Here is an 18,293-nt window from a genome sequence, read left to right as displayed (position 1 = left end):
GTTCCTCCATTCGTTTCTTGCCATTTAAACATTATAACAAATTCGTTTGGCCCGGAAAAACGGAAAAAGACGTCATTCACCTGATTCACAAAAAAAGATTGCGCTCCGCCGGACGGGAAACGGCTATGTTTGAAAACAGACAATATGTGGAATGTCAAAGAGAAAAAAGACAAGGAGTCTGATCTCAATGGAACAAGCCATTATCGTACTGATTTGTATATTGATTTTTATTATTTTAGTTCCCGCCGCACTGTTTCTCTGGATATACATAAGAGACGAAAAGCAGGAAGAACATTCAGTGCTGCGCAATTATCCCGCAGCGGGAAAACTGCGCTATATATTTGAAAAAATCGGACCTGAGCTGCGGCAGTATTTATTCAGCAATGATAACGAAGAACAGCCGTTTTCCCGGAGAGAATATGAACAGACGGTCATGTCCGGAAAGTATAAGAGCAGAATGATGGGCTTCGGCTCAGAACGGGATTTCAATCAGCCGGGCTATTATATCCGTAACGCCCTCTTCCCGAAACAAAGGGAGGAGCTGCGCGCAGATCAGACGCCGAAGATCGACACGATGGTATACAAGATTGACAAAGACAACCTGCTGAAACGCAGCGAACACCGCGAAAAAGCAAAAGCGGACCCTTATTACCTGCATCCGGACGATGTGCAAGTGATCGGCCGCGATACATGCAAGAAGCCGTTTTATGTGAAAGGGTTAATCGGACAATCAGCGATGAGCTACGGCTCACTTGGCGACCGGGCAATCACCGCCCTGTCAAAAGGGCTGCACCAGGCCGGCGGCACATGGATGAATACAGGCGAAGGCGGCCTGTCTGAGTATCACCTGAAAGGCGGCGCGGATATTATCTGCCAAATCGGCCCCGGGCTGTTCGGCGTCCGCACCGAAGATGGAGAATTTTCGTGGGAAGAATTTAAGAAAAAAAGCCGCCTCGAGCAGATTAAAGCCTTTGAATTAAAGCTTGCGCAAGGGGCGAAAGCAAGAGGCGGGCATATTGACGGTTCAAAGGTGACCGAAGAAATTGCCGCCATCAGAAATGTGCAGCCCGGACAATCCATTGACAGCCCAAACCGCTTCAACGAGTTCTCAAATGTTCCGGACATGCTTGATTTCATTGAGAAATTAAGGACTGTCGGTGAAAAACCGGTCGGTATCAAAATTGTCCCGGGCAGCCGCAAAGACCTTGAAGACCTTATTTCCTGTATGAGTTCATCAGGCAAACTTCCCGACTTTATTACGATTGACGGCAGTGAAGGGGGAACGGGAGCTTCTTTCCATGAGCTGGCGGATTCCGTCGGCCTGCCAATTCTGACCGGCCTCCCCCTTGTTGACGGCCTTTTGAAGACATACGGGATAAGAGATAAGCTGAAAATTTTCGCATCCGGAAAGCTGCTCACTCCGGATAAGATTGCCGTTGCCCTCGCGTTAGGCGCGGATTTTGTCAATATTGCCCGGGGAATGATGTTTTCAGTCGGCTGTATCCGCGCTCAAGTATGCCACACCAATCATTGTCCTGTCGGAGTGGCGACAACCGACCCAAAACTTCAGCGCGCGCTCAGTATCGAGGATAAACAGCACCGCGTCTGCAACTACGTGCTCTCATTGCGTGAAGGGCTGTTTCACCTCGCCGCGGCGGCGGGCATCAGCTCACCGATTCATTTTTCAGCTGAACACATCGTATACCGGGAGGAAGACGGAAGCCTGAGGGAACTTCCCGGCCTTTTGAATCAGCACGCATAAAAAAAACCGCCTGCCGTCATCGGCAGAGCGGTTTTTTACGTAGCTGAGGAGGATTCTCCTTTGTTTACGCGGTCAAGCGCCATTTCATAGGCGTCGTTACCGTAATTTAAGCATCTCTTCACCCGGGAAATCGTCGCTGTGGAAGCACCCGTTTCGCTTTCTATTTTGTGATACGTATTTCCTTCGCGGAGCATTCTTGCCACTTCCAAACGCTGCGCCAGCGATTGGATTTCATTAATCGTACAAAGATCGTCAAAGAAACGATAGCATTCCTCCAGATCTTTCAGCGATAAAATAGATAAAAATAACTGGTCCAGTTCTTTTCCGCGTAATTTATCGATTTGCATCGTCAAACACCTTCTCCTTTACTAATGGAAGCTGCATCGAGATCAGGCACGATATTAATCCATGTCTTTCCTGGCACAAACGGAAGAATCTCACCGCCTTTTACGGGCAGAATACGGCCGTCTTTATATTCCCAGTCTGACTCTATAACATCGCCGTGCTGAAGCAGGAGGCCCTTCCCCCCTGACTGAATATCGATGGCCCGCCTTCCATCTTTGTCTGTCATGCGATGGCCGGCTTCAACAATAAAAATGTTGTGCATGGCTAAAGGCTTTCCGGTCTCCCGGTCTGTCGCTTTCACACCATCAGAGCTTCTTGTATAAGCATCAGCTTTTTTATCATAATCGTATTCGACAAGATTTGTAATGTTTTGTGTTCCATAATCTATCCGAATATTGTAGGTTTCATTTCCTGGTTTTGCATCTGATGTCTGAAATGGGAGCGGTTCTGTTTTTCCGTTCAGCTTGTATCCTTTTTGTTCCGCCGCCTTCCTGATATTGTCATACGACGTGTAGGAATTGTGGGGCGGCTTGCTGAAATCGGCTCTCCAAAACAGGCTTCCGTCAAAATCCAAACCGTTTATATAATCGTAAGCTCCGGACTCCAGCTGCTTTTTTGCGCCGGGACTCCAGCCATGATGGACAAATATGCTGTTAAACCCGCTGCTGAGCGTGACAAAATATTCCCTCGCGCTCCGCACAGGCCCGACCGTTTCCGGCATCTCACTTTGAAAAATCGCGAGAAACCGCGTAATCCGGCCCTCCGCGAGCGCTTCGATGACAACATCCGCCTTTGACAGCCCGGATTGGGGCCTCGCCTTCGGATGATTATTCACTGCGACTGCAATCGGACGGCGTTTTGCAAGCTTCTGCTCAGTTTTCAGCCCCGTTAAAGGAGCTTCCGCTTCTTTCGGCTGCACCTGATCGGCATTATTCTGCCGGCAGGCGGCAAGCAGCAAAAACGCAAAACAAAGCATACAAACGGTTTTCCATCTTTTCATATGTCGGCTCCCTGCTTTTATATTTTAACGCATTATCGATGGAAAGAGTACAGTTTTTTTCATCACGTCGAATATTCCTCTCGGCGTAATGCGGATATAAGGCAGGTGTGTGCTCTGCAAAAAGAGCAGCGTATAGATCGGATCGCAGAATCGGTAGCCCCGCTCCTCCAGCAACATCCTCAGTTTTTGCTCTTTCTCAAGCACTTCTTCATACTTCTCCGCGGATGCAGAACCGTTTAAGGCGAGGGGAATCTCATGCAGAATCTTCCCGTTTTCGGCAAGCACGATTCCGCCGCCGATTTCTTTCATCCGTGAGAAAGCGAGCAGGATATCTTCTTTATTTTTTCCGGCAGCGATAATATCTCCGGTTGTCGTGTAGGAACTGACAAAGCCCTGCACCCGATCGGCAAAACCTTTCAGCATTGTATTGACCCGCCATTTTCCATGCTTATCGAGAAGCGTGAGATAGCATTCATCATGATCAAAAGAAAGCTGGTCAACAGAATTATCAATCGCAATCATATACGGCTCCATAATGACCGCGTTGCGCATGGTCACACCCATCGGCATTGAAAACTGTAAATCATCCATCGTCATATCATATGAAAGCTCAAGAGGGACAAGACCGCCCTTTTTCCAATCCGTTTCTGTAAACGCATTCATATTTCGGCCGTCTTCCCTCAGCAGGATGCCTTTGGAGATCACCGTGACCGGGTCCGGATTCATCGGGTCATCGAGAATGTTCAATGAAGCAAGCCGTCCCGGACCGACCACACCGAGAAAGTCGTCCATCTGATAATACTTCGCGATATTAAAGGAGGCCATATTGTAGGCATCGATCGCCGGAACTCCTTCCTCCAAAGCGATTTTGATTAATTCATTCGTCATGCCGCCTTTATAAAAAAGCGGCGTCGCTCCATCCGTCGTGTAGAAGAAATGATCATAATGCCGGAAGCCTTTTTGATGGAGATCCTGCAAAATCGTTCTCAAATCAGGGCGGATGGATGAATGTCTGAGCGAAACATAGTAGCCCAATTCAAGCCGTCTCATCACCTCGCCGCCATTCATCGCCTCGTGGTCGGAATCCGCTCCGAACAGTTTCATCTTCGTCAGTGTTTTTTCAGAGGCTCCGGGAAAATGCCCTTCTATCCGCTTGCGCAGTTTCTTTGTCGCCTGCATGCAATGAAGCATCAAGTCATCGCCGTCCATGAGGCGCGGCCATCCGGTCAATTCTCCGCCTTGAATGACATCCGGGTGCTCCATCCATTGCTTGCGGACATCAAAAGAAAGAAGCTGATCCTCATTCAGCACTTCAGTCTGCAGATCATATCTGGACCACCAGAAGTATTGCACCGGCTGTTTTTTCAGTTCCTCTAATATAGTAAGCGCTTTCTTTTTACCGCTATGCAAAAGAAAAAACAAGTTATCATTAACAAACGTCGTTGTTCCGAATTGAGACACATATTCGGCGAGCGTTTGGGGATTATATATTTGAAAAGGATGTGTATGCGGTTCAATGTAACCTGGCACAATGTATTTTCCTTCACAATTTATGGTATGAATGTGCTCTGCTGCATCAGGAAGCTCATGACCAACATATACAATTCGGTCTCCATAAATCCAGACATTCTTTTTCAGCCATTGTTTTAAAAAAGGATTTAATACGAGAGCATCCCGTAAAAGTAGCGTTGGAAGCAGCTTTGAGTCTACAACATCCGCCTGTGATCTGATGTCTTTATTTTTCCAGTTAAAGGTACGTTCGGACATTCACATACTCTCCTTCGCTTATATTAGACCCATCGTATCACATCCGCACAAATATCGCACGGCTAAAACGTTACAAATTATTGAAGATGAATGAAAAACTTTTTCTAAGGGAGCTGAAATGATGAAACCGAATATCAGTTTATTAAATGCCGTTATGCGCATCACTTGCGGCCTCACCATTTTGTCTGCTGCTTCAGCGAAATACACGAGAAAACCTTGGTGCAAGATGCATCTCTTCTGTATGATGATGGGCGCGATGAAAGCGGCATCCGGCATCCTCCGCTTCTGTCCGGTGACATATATGTTCCAAACCGGAATGAATCAGGATGACAGCCATCAGCAAGAAAAATAACAAGCCGTTTCGGCTTGTTATTTAATTTCTCCTGTCCCGCGAGTCTGAGAAGAATCCGTCTATACGCCGGAGGACTTCATCGATGACTGCGTGTCACACGGCAAGCCGACAGTCTTAGTCGTCTTTTCAGAAGAAACCCCGCATCTTATATGACGCGGGGTTTTCCTCTTTATCGCTGCGATGCTTTCAGCGCACGGGCGCCGATGTCGCTTCTGTAAAACAGTCCGGGTTTTGTCAGCCCTGAAACGGTGCTGTACACTTTATCTCTCGCCGCTTCAAATGTCCCCGCAAATGCCGTGACATTGGCGACCCGGCCGCCGTTTGTAACAAATTGTCCGCCGTCTTTTTTCGTTCCGGCATGAAAAACGGCGATCCCGTCTTCAGCGGACGTCAAACTGCCGATCGGAGTGCCTTTCGCATAGCCTTCCGGATAGCCTTCAGAAGCCAGCACAACGCTGACAGCGGCCGTATCCTTCCACCTTAGGTCAACATCCTTCTCATGCAGAAGATCTAAGAGCACCTGAATGAGGTCAGATTCCATTCTCGGCACGACGACCTGTGTTTCCGGATCTCCGAAACGCGCGTTGAATTCAATGACTTTTGATCCGTTTTCCGTCAGAATCAGCCCCGCGTACAGCACGCCCGTGAAGGAGCGTCCCTCTTTCACCATTGCTTTTGCCGCCGGCTTCACAATCGTTTCGACTGCGCTTCTGACGATATCATCGGAAATGTGCGGCACCGGTGAGTAGGCTCCCATTCCGCCCGTATTCGGCCCTTTGTCTCCATCGAAGGCGCGTTTATGATCTTGAGCGATTACCATCGGATAGACGGTCTCCCCTTTTACAAACGCCATTAAAGAAAATTCTTCGCCGGCGAGGAACTCTTCAATGACAACGGATGCGCTCGCCTCCCCGAATTTCTCATCCTCAAGAAAATCGTGCAGGCATTCAACCGCTTCTTCTTCCGTCATCGCGACCGTGACACCTTTTCCGGCGGCAAGCCCGTCCGCTTTAATGACAATCGGCGCGCCTTTTTGCTGCACATATGCTTTCGCCTCTTCAAATGAAGTAAACGTCTCATACTCCGCCGTCGGAATGCCGTATTTTTTCATTAAATCCTTGGCAAACTGTTTGCTCCCTTCAATGATTGCCGCTTTTTCAGACGGTCCGAAAACAAGCAGTCCGGCTTTTTCAAACTCGTCGGCTATCCCTTCAATCAGAGGAACTTCAGGGCCGATAATCGTCAGGCCGACATGATGTTCTTTCGCAAACGCAATGAGTGCGGCATGATCGCTTTCTTCAATGTTGACCAGCGTCGCGCAGTCTGCCATACCGTCATTTCCGGGCGCGGCGTACACCGTGTCAACAAGCGGGCTTTGCGCCGCTTTCCAAGCCAATGTATGCTCTCTGCCGCCTTTTCCGATAATCAATACATTCACGCTTCGTTCCCCCTCTTAATGTTTGAAATGTCTGATGCCGGTGAATACCATGGCGATGCCGTATTCATCCGCTTTTTTAATCGAATCTTCATCGCGGACCGATCCGCCTGGCTGGATAATCGCCGTGACACCGGCTTTTGCGGCTTCTTCGACTGTATCCGGCATCGGGAAAAACGCGTCTGATCCGAGCGCGCTGCCTTTTGCTTTTTCTCCGGCCTGCTCAATGGCGATTTTAGCTGAACCGACGCGATTCATCTGCCCCGCTCCCACACCGACCGTCATATGGTCTTTTGCAAGAACGATCGCGTTGGATTTCACGTGTTTGACGACTTTCCAGGCCAGCTTCAAATCTTCCCATTCCTGCTCGCTCGGCTCTCTTTTTGTCGGGATGCTGATGTCGGCGTCATCAAATCCATGGACGTCTAAATCTTGAATCAAAAGACCGCCCTGTACGGATGTCAGCTGTTTTTCTTTCTTCCCTGATGCGGACACGTCAAGCGTGAGCAGACGAAGGTTTTTCTTCGCCGTCAGTACGTTCAGCGCTTCTTCACTGAAAGAAGGGGCGATAATGATTTCTAAAAAGATGCCGTGAAGGGCTTCAGCCGTTGCCTGATCAACTTCACGGTTCAGCGCGATGATGCCGCCGAAAATGGAGGTTTTATCAGCTTCATACGCTTTATTGAATGCTTCCTCAATTGAAGCTCCCGTACCGACTCCGCACGGGTTCATATGTTTAACGGCAACAGCTGCGGGTTCTGTAAATTCCCGGACGATTTGAACGGCCGCATCCGCGTCCTTAATATTGTTGTAAGAAAGCTCTTTGCCGTGAAGCTGTTTTGCCGCCGCGATGGAACCGGAGACGGGAAGTGCGCTTTGATAGAAAACAGCCTCTTGGTGAGGGTTTTCACCATAGCGGAGCGATTGTTTTTTCTCAAATGTAACGGTGAATTGCTCAGGGTCTTTCTCACCGGTCTCGCGTGTTAAGTAATCAGCGATTAATGCGTCGTATGCCGCGGTATGGCGGAATACTTTGGCCGCAAGCTCGCGTTTTCTTTTAAGCGAAACGCCGCCGTGTTCTTTAATCTCATTGAGCACGGAGCTGTAATCGGCCGGATCTGTGATGACCGTCACATCCTGATGGTTTTTCGATGCGGCGCGCAGCATGCCGGGACCGCCGATATCAATGTTTTCTATCGCTTCATCGTATGTTACGTCTTCTTTCGAAATCGTTTCTTTAAACGGGTAAAGGTTGACGACCACAAGGTCAATGGGGGCAATGCCATGCTCATTGATCTGCGCCATATGCTCTTCATTGTCTCTTACGGCAAGCAGTCCGCCGTGAATATTAGGATGGAGCGTTTTTAACCGTCCGTCCATAATTTCAGGGAATCCGGTCACTTCTGAAATGCCGATGACATCCACACCGTTTTCCTGAAGAAGTTTTTTTGTTCCTCCGGTCGAAATGACTTCGACGCCGAGCTCTGTCAGTTCCTTTACGAAAGGTACGAGATTTGTTTTATCAGAAACACTGATTAGTGCGCGTTTGATTGTCATGCCTTTTCACCTCTGTTATTTAGTCCCAGCAGCTGTTTCACAACGCTCGGATACCATTTGTGCTCAAGCTCGTGTATTGTATGCTCTATGTCTTCAAGCGTATCGTTTTCCTGTATTTCGAATGCTTTTTGCGCGATAATCGGTCCGGTGTCCATGCCTTCGTCGACGTAATGAACGGTAATGCCCGCCACTTTCACACCGGCCCGATACGCCTGTCCGACAGCGTCAATCCCGGGGAATGCCGGAAGAAGCGAGGGATGTATATTAATAATGCGGCCCCCGTATGCTTCAAGCAGCGTATCTCCAATCAGTCTCATATAGCCGGCGAGAACGATTAATTCCGCCCCGTGCAGGCGCAGCTGTTCAATAACGGCCCGTTCAAAGGCCGCTTTGTTTTCAAAAGATGACGGTTCAAAGGCGAATGACGGAATGTGTAAAGCCTCCGCCCTTTCCACCGCCTTTGCCTGAGGCTTATCCGTCACGAGAAGCGAGAGCTCCGCATCCCACTTCTCTTCTCTCATGCGTTTGGCAATGGCCTCGAAGTTCGATCCGTTTCCTGAAGCAAATACCGCAAACTTTTTCATGAAAGAGCCGCACCGCCGAAAGAAATGCCTTCGCCCCGCTTGACCCGGCCGATCAAATAAGCCTTCTCGCCCTGAGCTTCAAGCGTGTCGATAACGTCTGTCAAGTCCTCTTCTTTAACGGCAAGGACAAAACCGATGCCCATATTAAAGACATTGAACATTTCTTCTTCTTTCAGCTTGCCGTGCTCCTGCAGAAACGGAAAAATCGGCGGGATCGGCCATGATCCGTGATCAATTTCCGCGCTCAATCCGTCCGGCAGCATCCGCGGGATGTTCTCGATGAATCCTCCGCCTGTCACATGCGCCATGCCGTCCACCTTACCGCTTTTCACCGCCTTGAGCACCGGCTTCACATATATTCTCGTCGGTTCCAGCAATTCTTCTCCGAGAGGACGCGCAAACGGTTCATAGACAGTATCCAAATCAAGTCCGCCGTCATCAAGAAGCACTTTTCTCACTAGGGAAAATCCGTTGCTGTGAAGGCCGCTTGAAGTAAGTCCGATTAAGAGATGCCCCTCTTCAATATGTTCACCGGTGACGATTTCGTCTTTTTCCGCGACGCCGACTGAAAAGCCCGCAATATCGTATTCATCAGCCGTATACAGCCCCGGCATTTCCGCCGTCTCACCGCCGATAAGCGCTGATCCTGACTGCTCGCATCCGTCCGCCACGCCCTGAACGATCTGCTCAATTTTCACCGGATCAGCCTTGCCGACCGCCAAATAATCAAGGAAAAACAGCGGCTCCGCTCCTTGGGCAAGCACATCGTTTACACACATCGCGACCGCATCGACGCCGATCGTGTCATGCTTATCCATTGAAAATGCGAGTTTCAATTTGGTGCCGACACCGTCTGTTCCGGAAATTAAAACAGGCTTTTGATACGGAAGCTCTGACAGATCAAACATTCCGCCAAAACCGCCCAGGCTTCCCATAACGCCGAGCCTTTTCGTGCGCTCCACGTGTTTTTTCATTCGTTTGACGGCTTCGTATCCGGCTTCGATGTCAACTCCGGCATTTTTATAAGCATCAGACATCCCTATCACTCCTTGTCAATTCGTTTCTCCTTAAAAGGCAGAAAGAGAAAGGCAGCCTGAATTCCCGCTGCCTTTATGTCATTTTCACATTTTATTTTGTCAGCACCGCTTCTTTTACGTGAGGAAGCACTGTATCCTGATAAATTTCCGTCGGATATTTGCCCGTAAAACAAGCGAGGCATTGTCCGCAATTGGTGTCTTCAAATTTTCGGCCGACTCCTTTTAACAATCCGTCTACACTTAAGAAAGAAAGCGTGTCAGCACCGATGATCTGGCGGATTTCTTCCACAGAATGAGAGGAAGCGATCAGCTCCTCATGGGTTGATGTGTCGATGCCGTAGAAGCACGGATGAGCGATCGGCGGTGAACTGATCTTGACGTGCACCTCTGTCGCTCCCGCTTCTCTGAGCATTGTGACAATCCGGCGGCTTGTCGTCCCGCGCACGATGGAATCATCAACCATGACGACCCGTTTTCCTTCGACAACACCGCGGACGGCGGACAGCTTCATTCTGACACCTTGCTCACGGAGAGCCTGTGACGGCTGGATAAACGTTCTGCCGACATAACGATTTTTAATGAGACCGAGTTCGTACGGGATGCCCGTTGCCTCGGCATAGCCGATGGCTGCAGAAATACTGGAATCCGGCACGCCTGTGACGACATCCGCTTCAACCGCGGACTCCTGGGCAAGCATTTTTCCGAGGTTTTTCCGGGCGCTGTGCACGTTAATGCCGTCGATATTGCTGTCAGGTCTTGAGAAATAAATGTACTCCATGCTGCAGATGGAACGGTTGATATTCATGGAGAAACGCTCTGATTTCATGCCTTCATCATTGATGATCAGCATTTCGCCCGGCTCTACCTCGCGAAGGTATGTCGCACCGACCACATCGAATGCGCACGTTTCTGAAGCGACGACGTAAGCATCACCCAACATGCCGATTGACAGCGGTCTGAGTCCGTTCGGGTCAAGCGCTACGATCATTTCTGTTTCAGTCATGATTAAAAAGGCATAAGCGCCTTTCAGCATGGACAGCGAATTTTTGATTTGATCCTTCAGCGAAAAGTGTCCGCTGCGTTTAATCAGATGAGCCAGCACCTCCGTATCGGAGGAAGTCTGAAAGATGCTCCCTTGGTTTTCAAGCTGCTGCTTCAACTGTGTGGCGTTGACCAAGTTGCCGTTATGGGCGAGCGCGAGGCTGCCGTTGTTTTGCGAACGGAACAGGAGCGGCTGAACATTTTCATATCCGCCTCCGCCAGCCGTCGCATAACGGACGTGCCCGATCGCGCCTTTTCCCTTCACTTTGCTCAGTTCGCCGTTTTGAAAAACCTCGGTAATAAGCCCCTGTCCTTTATGCGCCGTCAGTTTTTCACCGTCAGTTGCGACAATTCCCGCGCCTTCCTGTCCCCTGTGCTGGAGGCTGTGCAGGCCGTAATACGTGATCTGCGGAGCTTCTTCATGTCCCCAGATGCCAAACACACCGCATTCTTCATTCAGGCCTTTGATTTCAGCAAGCATGGAATAGCTCCTTTCCACGCGCGCTCAAGTTCTTTCGTTTGCGCGTGAACCAATTGTTGTCCGTCCTGGTTTTGAATCGCCAGAAGTCCGTCAGCCGTTACCTCGCCGATATGAACCGCATCGGCCGCAGCCGCTTCAAACGCCGCTTGGTGTTCTTTTTTCACCGAAACGACGAAGCGGGATTGAGATTCAGAGAATAATAATGCCGCTTCCCCTTCTACAGTCACGTTGGCGCCAAGGTTTTCCGTCGTCATGACGCTTTCTGCAATCGCTACGCCTAAGCCGCCTTCTGATACGTCATGCGCTGATTGAACGAAGCCTTTTTTAATCGCGTCAAGCAATGCTTTTTGGCGTGACAGCTCTATATCAAGATCGATTTGCGGCGCTTTGCCGTAAATGCGGCCTTCTGTCATTTTTTGCAGTTCGCTTCCGGCAAACTCAGGTTTTGTTTCGCCGATCACGTATACAAGATCCCCCGCTTGTTTGAAATGCTGTGTCGTAATATGAGCGGTATCTTCAATTAAGCCGACCATGCCGATAACAGGCGTCGGGTAGATCGCCGTTCCGTTCGATTCATTATAAAGTGATACGTTTCCGCCGATGACGGGTGTGCTGAGAACATTGCACGCCTCGCTGATGCCGTCGGCCGCTTTTTCGATCTGCCAGAAAATTTCAGGTTTTTCCGGGTTTCCGAAATTCAGATTATCCGTGACCGCAAGCGGTTCGGCGCCGGAGCATACGATGTTGCGCGCCGCTTCGGCAACGGCGATTTTTCCGCCTTCTTCTGGATCAAGATATAAATAACGGGCGTTACAATCCGTCGTCATCGCCAGCGCTTTTTTCGTGCCGCGGATTCTGAGCACTCCCGCGTCAGAGCCCGGAGCGACCACCGTATTTGTGCGCACCATGTAGTCATATTGATCGTACACCCACTCTTTGCTGGCGATTGTCGGCTGCTGCAGCAGGGCAAAAAGCGTCTCTGTCGCATCTTTTACTTCAGGCGCGGGAACTTCCGTTTCCTGAAACTCGCGGTAGTACGCGGGTTCTGCTGACGGCTTGTGGTATACAGGTGCTTCTTCCGCCAGCGCGTCGACCGGAAGCTCGCAAACAACCTCTCCGTTATGGCGGAGGCGGAGCATTTTATCATCCGTAACATGACCTACGGAAACCGCTTCAAGATCATATTTATCAAAAATATCGACAATTTCCTGTTCACGTCCGCGTTCAATGACGAGAAGCATGCGTTCCTGAGACTCAGAAAGCATCATTTCGTAAGCGGTCATACCTGTTTCCCGCTGTGGAATGAGATCAAGGTTCATTTCAATGCCTGAGCCGGCTTTGCTTGCCATTTCAGCACTCGAACTTGTCAGACCGGCCGCCCCCATATCCTGAATGCCGACTAAGGCGTCGCATTGGATGACTTCAAGGCATGCTTCCAAGAGAAGTTTTTCCATGAAAGGATCGCCGACCTGCACCGCGGAACGTTTTTCTTCAGATGAATCTGACATTTCTTCCGATGCGAAAGTAGCGCCGTGTATGCCGTCGCGGCCCGTTTTAGCGCCGACGTACATGACCGTGTTGCCGACACCTTTCGCCTGGCCTTTTTTAATATCTTTATGATCAATTAAGCCGACGCACATTGCATTGACAAGCGGATTGCCCTCATAGCTTGCGTCAAACTGCACTTCTCCGCCGACCGTCGGAATTCCGATACAGTTTCCGTATCCCGCGATTCCCGCCACTACTTCTTCAAACAAGTACTTCACACGAGGTGAAGTGAGCTCACCAAATCGAAGAGAGTTTAATACAGCTATCGGACGGGCGCCCATTGAGAAAACGTCACGGATGATGCCGCCCACTCCCGTCGCAGCACCTTGGTATGGCTCAATCGCTGACGGATGGTTATGAGATTCAATTTTGAACACGACCGCCTGATTGTCACCGATGTCAACGATTCCCGCGCCTTCTCCGGGACCCTGCAGCACGCGTTCGCCGCTAGTCGGGAATTTACGTAAAACCGGTTTTGAGTTTTTATAGCTGCAGTGCTCTGACCACATGACGGAAAAAATCCCGATTTCCGTGTAGTTCGGCAATCTTCCGATAATAGATTCAATGAGTGCGAACTCGTCATCACTGACACCCATTTGCTGATAGAGTTTCTCTTCTTTTATTTGTTCTTTACTTGGTTCAAGCAGTAGCGACATGAGTTTCCCTCCAATTTTTCACGATAGACCGGAACAATGTAAGACCGTCTGCGCTGCCGAGCAGTTCATCGACTGCGCGCTCAGGGTGAGGCATCATGCCTAATACGTTGCCTTTCTCATTCACGACGCCGGCAATGCCGCTGACGCTTCCGTTAATATCGCCGCCGTATGTGAAGGCGATTTGATTGTTTTCTTTTAATCTTTCAAGCGTTTCGTCATCACAGTAGAAATTGCCTTCGCCGTGGGCAACCGGAATCGTAATCGATTGTCCTTTTTCATAGGAAGATGTGAATAACGTGCCGCCGTTCTGCACGATTAATTCAACCGGTCGGCAGATGAACTTTAAATCTTTGTTGCGTCTCATCGCGCCGGGCAGAAGTCCGAGCTCCTGCAGAATCTGGAATCCGTTGCAGACGCCGAGAACCGGTTTTCCTTCGGCAGCCGCTTTTTTCACAGCCGGCATGATGTTTGCGAATCTGGCGATGGCGCCGCATCTCAAGTAGTCGCCGTATGAAAACCCGCCGGGGATGAGCACGCCGTCAAATCCGTCAAGGCTTGTTTCCTCGTGCCAGACATACTCGACTTCTTCGCCGAGTTCGTCTTTTACGGCGTGGAACATATCAATATCACAGTTGGAGCCGGGTAACACAATCACCGCAAATTTCACTGTGCGACAACCTCCTCAACTTCATATCGGTAGTCTTCAATGACTGTATTGGCAAGAAGCTTTTCACACATTTCTTTCACGAGCGCGTCAAGATCGCGGTCAGATTTTTCAATCGTCAGCTCCATGTATTTTCCGATGCGCACATCCTGCACTTCATTGTAGGTCATACTGTGCAATGCATGCTGCACCGCGCTTCCTTGAGGATCGAGCACACTTTCTTTTAAGCTGACATAAACTTTCACTTTATACATTATGAAATGCCTCCCAGTCTTTTGAAAATCTCTTCATATGCGTCGGTTAAGCTTCCCAGGTTCCGTCTGAACAAATCTTTATCGAGCTTTTCGTTTGTGTCTTTGTCCCACAGACGGCACGTGTCAGGAGAAATTTCATCCGCTAAAAGAACCCGTCCCTCTGCGTCTAAGCCGAATTCCAGCTTAAAATCTATTAATCTGACGCCGCAGTCTTCAAAAATATGCTGCAGCTCTTGATTCACCTGTTTTGTAATCGATTTGATCGTTTCCACCTGCTCAGGAGCCGCCGCTTTTAAAAGCCAGATATGATCTTCTGTGATGAGCGGATCGCCCAGTGCGTCATCTTTATAGTAAAATTCGATAATCGGCTGCGGAAGCTTAGTTCCTTCCGGGATGCCGAGACGTTTCGACATGCTTCCGGCGGCAACGTTTCTGACCACGACTTCAAGCGGAATGATGCTCACTTTTTTGATAAGCTGCTCTGATTCTGAAACACGCTCCACAAAGTGGTTGTCAATTCCTTCGGCGTGCAGATGTTTGAAAATCAGGCTTGAAATTTCATTGTTCAGACGGCCCTTTCCGCTGATCTCCGCTTTTTTCTCACCGTTAAAGGCTGTTGCGGAATCCTTGTAGACCACGCAGAGAATCTGTTCGTCTTCAGTTTGATAAATCCGTTTCGCTTTTCCTTCATAAAGAAGATTATTGTTCACAATATTCACGGAAGGCCTCCTAACCCGAATGTTGGGAATATTCAATCTATGGCGGCTGAAGAAGCCGCCTCCGGCTGGCTTCTTCTATAAACCTAAACGCTCAAAGATCAAGTCGACGTTTTTCAAATGATAATTGTAGTCAAAGCAATCGGCAATCTGTTCCGGTGTGAGACGGGACGTGATTTTTTCCTCCGCTTCGACAAGCTGGCGGAACGGCACTTGTTTTTCCCACGCTTCCATCGCTTTCGGCTGAACCGTGTCATATGCTTCTTCACGAGGCAGACCCGTGTCGATTAAAGCAAGCAGCACGCGCTGAGAATAGATCAAACCGAGTGTGCGGTCCATGTTGCGTTTCATATTTTCCGGGAATACCGTTAAGTTTTTGACGATATTGCTGAATCGGTTCAGCATGTAATTCAGCGCGATTGTCGCGTCAGGAAGAATGATGCGCTCAGCTGATGAATGAGAAATATCACGCTCATGCCATAACGGTACATTTTCGTATGCCGTCAGCATGTACCCGCGGATCACGCGCGCCATGCCCGTCATATTTTCCGACCCGATCGGATTCCGTTTATGAGGCATAGCCGATGAGCCTTTTTGTCCTTTTGCAAAAAACTCTTCCACTTCACGTGTTTCACTCTTTTGCAGACCGCGGATTTCCACTGCGAATTTTTCAATGCTCGTCGCGATCAAAGCCAGTGCCGCCATGTAATCCGCATGACGGTCGCGCTGTAATGTCTGAGTGGAAATCGGCGCCGCTTTCAGGCCGAGTTTTTCACAGACATACTGCTCTACGAACGGATCAATATTTGCATATGTGCCGACCGCGCCGGAAAGCTTCCCGACTTCGATCCCTTCTTTTGCCTGCTTGAAACGTTCAAGGTTGCGTTTCATTTCTTCGTGCCAAAGCGCGAGTTTCAGGCCGAATGTCGTCGGTTCCGCGTGTACGCCATGCGTGCGGCCCATCATGACCGTGTATTTATGTTCTTTCGCTTTTTCTTTTATAATGTCAACAAATCTCTCAATGTCCTTGAGCAAGATCTCATTCGCCTGTTTTAATAGATAGGAAAGAGCGGTATCCACGACATCTGTTGACGTCAGGCCGTAGTGAACCCATTTTCTTTCTTCGCCTAATGATTCTGAAACCGCGCGGGTGAATGCAACGACGTCATGGCGCGTATCCTGCTCGATTTCCAAAATGCGGTTGATGTCGAAAGACGCGTTTTCGCGCATGACTTTGACGTCTTCTTTCGGAATGACGCCAAGCTCAGCCCAGGCTTCACAGGCTAAAATCTCGACTTCCAGCCATGCCTGGTATCTGTTTTCGTCCGTCCAGATCGCGGACATTTCAGGTCTTGAATAACGTTCGATCATTATGCTCGTCCTCCGTCTCTTTTCATCCATATGTTCGTGATGTCCTGAATCCATGTTTCATCAGGCTTCCGCAAAAATGTCATATGCCCCATTTTGCGGCCTTTTTTAATCTCATGTTTTCCGTACAGGTACAGTTTGGCTTCCTTTAAAAGCTCCGTATGCTCCTCCGCAAGCTTCACTTCATCACCGAGCAGATTCACCATCATTCCCGGTTTGAGAAGATCGGTTCTGCCGAGAGGAAGTCCGCAGACCGCTCTGATGTGCTGTTCGAATTGGCTCGTTTCACAAAGGTCGAGCGTATAATGCCCTGAATTGTGAGGACGCGGCGCCAGTTCATTAATCAAAAGGTCTCCGTCTTCCGTGACGAACATTTCCACCGCAAGCGGCCCGACAAGTTCCAATTTCTCCGCGAGCTGAACGGCAAGCGCCTCTGCCCGCTTCTGAACCGTTTCCTCCGCTCTCGCGGGCACGATGCTTTGGAACAGAATATTATTTTTGTGGATATTTTCAGCAGCCGGAAAGGTTGAAATCTCACCGTGCACCGATCTCGTCACGATAACGGAAAGCTCCATCCGGAACGATACCCAGCTTTCAAGTATGCACGTGCCGTTTTCTAACAGCGCAGCCGCTTCATCTGTCTGTCCTTCTTCCTTAATGACAAATTGGCCTTTGCCGTCATATCCGCCGCGGCATGTTTTCAGCACCGCCGGGAGCCCCAGTGCCTGAACGGCTTCCTCAAGCTCCCGTCCGCTGTTTACGATACGATAAGGCGCGACTTGACAGCCTGCTGACTGGATCGCCTTTTTTTCCGTTTCCCTGTTCTGGGTGATGAGCAGCAGCTCGCTTCCCTGGGGAAGATATGCATGTTCTTTGAGCCAGTTAAGCGCCTCGTAATCGATATTTTCAAATTCGTAGGTAATGATGTCACTGACTCCGGCCAATTTATGAATCGCTTCACGGTCGTTGTACTGGGCGGTAATCTCAATATCGGCGATCTGTCCGCATGGCGAGTCTTTCACGGGATCGACGACAGCGACTTTATAGCCCATCTGTTTTGCGGCGACAGCCATCATTTTTCCGAGCTGTCCGCCTCCGATAATGCCGATGACGGCGCCGGGAAAAATCGTTTTTTTATCAGACAAGCTGATCACTGCTTTCCAGCACCGTTTGTTTTGTCGCATTTCTTCTCGCCTCTAGTTTATCCGCAATGTCATCGTCAAATGCCGACAAAATTTGCGCGGCTAACAGACCCGCGTTCACTGCGCCCGCTTTCCCGATCGCCGTCGTCGCGACCGGCACGCCGCCTGGCATCTGTACGATAGACAGAAGAGAATCAAGCCCGTTAAGCGATTTTGTCTGAACCGGTACGCCGATCACCGGCAGCGTCGTTTTGGCCGCCGTCATTCCCGGCAGATGCGCCGCTCCCCCGGCTCCGGCAATAATGACTTTTAAGCCCCTGTCTCTGGCGCTTTCTGCATATTCAAACATCAAATCAGGCGTCCGGTGCGCGGATACCACCTGTTTTTCATAAGGAATGTGAAGTTCGTCAAGTATGTCGCATGCATGTTTCATTGTCTCCCAATCGGAGGTGCTTCCCATGATGATTCCTGCTAGCGGCTGCATTCTGTTCCCACCTTCTCATGCTTTGTTTTTCAGAAAAAAAAGCCCGGCTTATATTGCAACTATGAGGAAGCAATACAAACCGGGCATGGCGCGCGTATCG

Annotated in this window: 17 protein-coding genes; 2 read left to right on the top strand and 15 right to left on the bottom strand. The window is 49.6% G+C overall.

What is annotated here, in order from left to right; translation table 11 throughout:
* Positions 1-187 precede the first annotated feature (187 nt).
* Positions 188-1,762: an FMN-binding glutamate synthase family protein gene (locus tag NQS30_RS18090; protein WP_061046490.1), complete on the top strand. Its 1,575-nt coding sequence runs from the start codon at positions 188-190 to the stop codon at positions 1,760-1,762.
* Positions 1,763-1,797: 35 nt separating this feature from the next.
* Here NQS30_RS18090 and NQS30_RS18085 read toward each other — a convergent pair whose 3' ends face one another.
* The 3 genes from NQS30_RS18085 to NQS30_RS18075 are packed head-to-tail and all read right to left on the bottom strand — an operon-like array spanning position 1,798 to position 4,874.
* A complete protein-coding gene (locus tag NQS30_RS18085) occupies positions 1,798-2,109 on the bottom strand; it encodes a YerC/YecD family TrpR-related protein (RefSeq protein WP_003155745.1) in 312 nt (103 codons plus the stop codon).
* Between the two features lie 2 nt (positions 2,110-2,111).
* Positions 2,112-3,107, bottom strand: a complete 996-nt coding sequence (locus NQS30_RS18080) for a DUF3048 domain-containing protein (protein ID WP_025284375.1) — start codon at positions 3,105-3,107, stop codon at positions 2,112-2,114.
* A gap of 24 nt (positions 3,108-3,131) precedes the next feature.
* Positions 3,132-4,874, bottom strand: a complete 1,743-nt coding sequence (locus tag NQS30_RS18075) for an adenine deaminase (protein WP_025284374.1) — start codon at positions 4,872-4,874, stop codon at positions 3,132-3,134.
* Positions 4,875-4,995: 121 nt separating this feature from the next.
* Here NQS30_RS18075 and NQS30_RS18070 point away from each other — a divergent pair, with 121 nt between their 5' ends.
* On the top strand, positions 4,996-5,226 hold the full coding sequence (locus NQS30_RS18070; protein WP_017419030.1) for a YgaP family membrane protein: 231 nt from the start codon (positions 4,996-4,998) through the stop codon (positions 5,224-5,226).
* A gap of 169 nt (positions 5,227-5,395) precedes the next feature.
* Here NQS30_RS18070 and purD read toward each other — a convergent pair whose 3' ends face one another.
* The 12 genes from purD to purE all read right to left on the bottom strand — a co-directional run bounded on the left by purD (position 5,396) and on the right by purE (position 18,193).
* Positions 5,396-6,664, bottom strand: coding sequence for a phosphoribosylamine--glycine ligase (purD, locus tag NQS30_RS18060; protein WP_025284373.1), 1,269 nt, complete (start codon positions 6,662-6,664; stop codon positions 5,396-5,398).
* A gap of 15 nt (positions 6,665-6,679) precedes the next feature.
* Complete coding sequence (gene purH, locus NQS30_RS18055; RefSeq protein WP_025284372.1) at positions 6,680-8,218, bottom strand: bifunctional phosphoribosylaminoimidazolecarboxamide formyltransferase/IMP cyclohydrolase; 1,539 nt, start codon at positions 8,216-8,218, stop codon at positions 6,680-6,682.
* Positions 8,215-8,802 (bottom strand): phosphoribosylglycinamide formyltransferase, encoded by a 588-nt coding sequence (purN, locus tag NQS30_RS18050; RefSeq protein ID WP_007408902.1) that lies wholly within the window; start codon positions 8,800-8,802, stop codon positions 8,215-8,217. The genes purH and purN overlap by 4 nt, the downstream gene beginning before the upstream one ends.
* Positions 8,799-9,839, bottom strand: a complete 1,041-nt coding sequence (gene purM / locus NQS30_RS18045; RefSeq protein WP_015239317.1) for a phosphoribosylformylglycinamidine cyclo-ligase — start codon at positions 9,837-9,839, stop codon at positions 8,799-8,801. Before purM ends, purN begins: the two co-directional genes overlap by 4 nt.
* A 91-nt stretch (positions 9,840-9,930) precedes the next feature.
* Complete coding sequence (gene purF / locus NQS30_RS18040) at positions 9,931-11,361, bottom strand: amidophosphoribosyltransferase (protein ID WP_069007124.1); 1,431 nt, start codon at positions 11,359-11,361, stop codon at positions 9,931-9,933.
* Complete coding sequence (gene purL, locus NQS30_RS18035) at positions 11,337-13,565, bottom strand: phosphoribosylformylglycinamidine synthase subunit PurL (RefSeq protein WP_069007123.1); 2,229 nt, start codon at positions 13,563-13,565, stop codon at positions 11,337-11,339. The genes purF and purL overlap by 25 nt, the downstream gene beginning before the upstream one ends.
* The gene (gene purQ, locus NQS30_RS18030; protein ID WP_007408898.1) at positions 13,549-14,232 is read right to left on the bottom strand and encodes a phosphoribosylformylglycinamidine synthase subunit PurQ; all 684 of its coding nucleotides are present in this window, start codon (positions 14,230-14,232) and stop codon (positions 13,549-13,551) included. Before purQ ends, purL begins: the two co-directional genes overlap by 17 nt.
* Complete coding sequence (purS, locus tag NQS30_RS18025; RefSeq protein ID WP_003155758.1) at positions 14,229-14,483, bottom strand: phosphoribosylformylglycinamidine synthase subunit PurS; 255 nt, start codon at positions 14,481-14,483, stop codon at positions 14,229-14,231. The genes purQ and purS overlap by 4 nt, the downstream gene beginning before the upstream one ends.
* Positions 14,483-15,202 carry a phosphoribosylaminoimidazolesuccinocarboxamide synthase gene (purC, locus tag NQS30_RS18020; RefSeq protein ID WP_218791511.1) on the bottom strand — a complete coding sequence of 240 codons (720 nt, stop codon included), beginning with the start codon at positions 15,200-15,202 and terminating at the stop codon, positions 14,483-14,485. Before purC ends, purS begins: the two co-directional genes overlap by 1 nt.
* Before the next feature lie 75 nt (positions 15,203-15,277).
* The gene (purB, locus tag NQS30_RS18015) at positions 15,278-16,570 is read right to left on the bottom strand and encodes an adenylosuccinate lyase (protein WP_007408896.1); all 1,293 of its coding nucleotides are present in this window, start codon (positions 16,568-16,570) and stop codon (positions 15,278-15,280) included.
* A complete protein-coding gene (purK, locus tag NQS30_RS18010) occupies positions 16,570-17,751 on the bottom strand; it encodes a 5-(carboxyamino)imidazole ribonucleotide synthase (RefSeq protein ID WP_094032606.1) in 1,182 nt (393 codons plus the stop codon). Before purK ends, purB begins: the two co-directional genes overlap by 1 nt.
* Positions 17,705-18,193 carry a 5-(carboxyamino)imidazole ribonucleotide mutase gene (purE, locus tag NQS30_RS18005; RefSeq protein WP_007609846.1) on the bottom strand — a complete coding sequence of 163 codons (489 nt, stop codon included), beginning with the start codon at positions 18,191-18,193 and terminating at the stop codon, positions 17,705-17,707. Before purE ends, purK begins: the two co-directional genes overlap by 47 nt.
* Positions 18,194-18,293 lie beyond the last annotated feature (100 nt).

This window comes from Bacillus sp. B1(2022), from assembly GCF_040259625.1.
Classification (GTDB): Bacteria; Bacillota; Bacilli; order Bacillales; family Bacillaceae; genus Bacillus; species Bacillus velezensis.
Note: the sequence above shows the minus strand (reverse complement) of the source record. Positions and strands in the feature narration are given on the sequence as shown.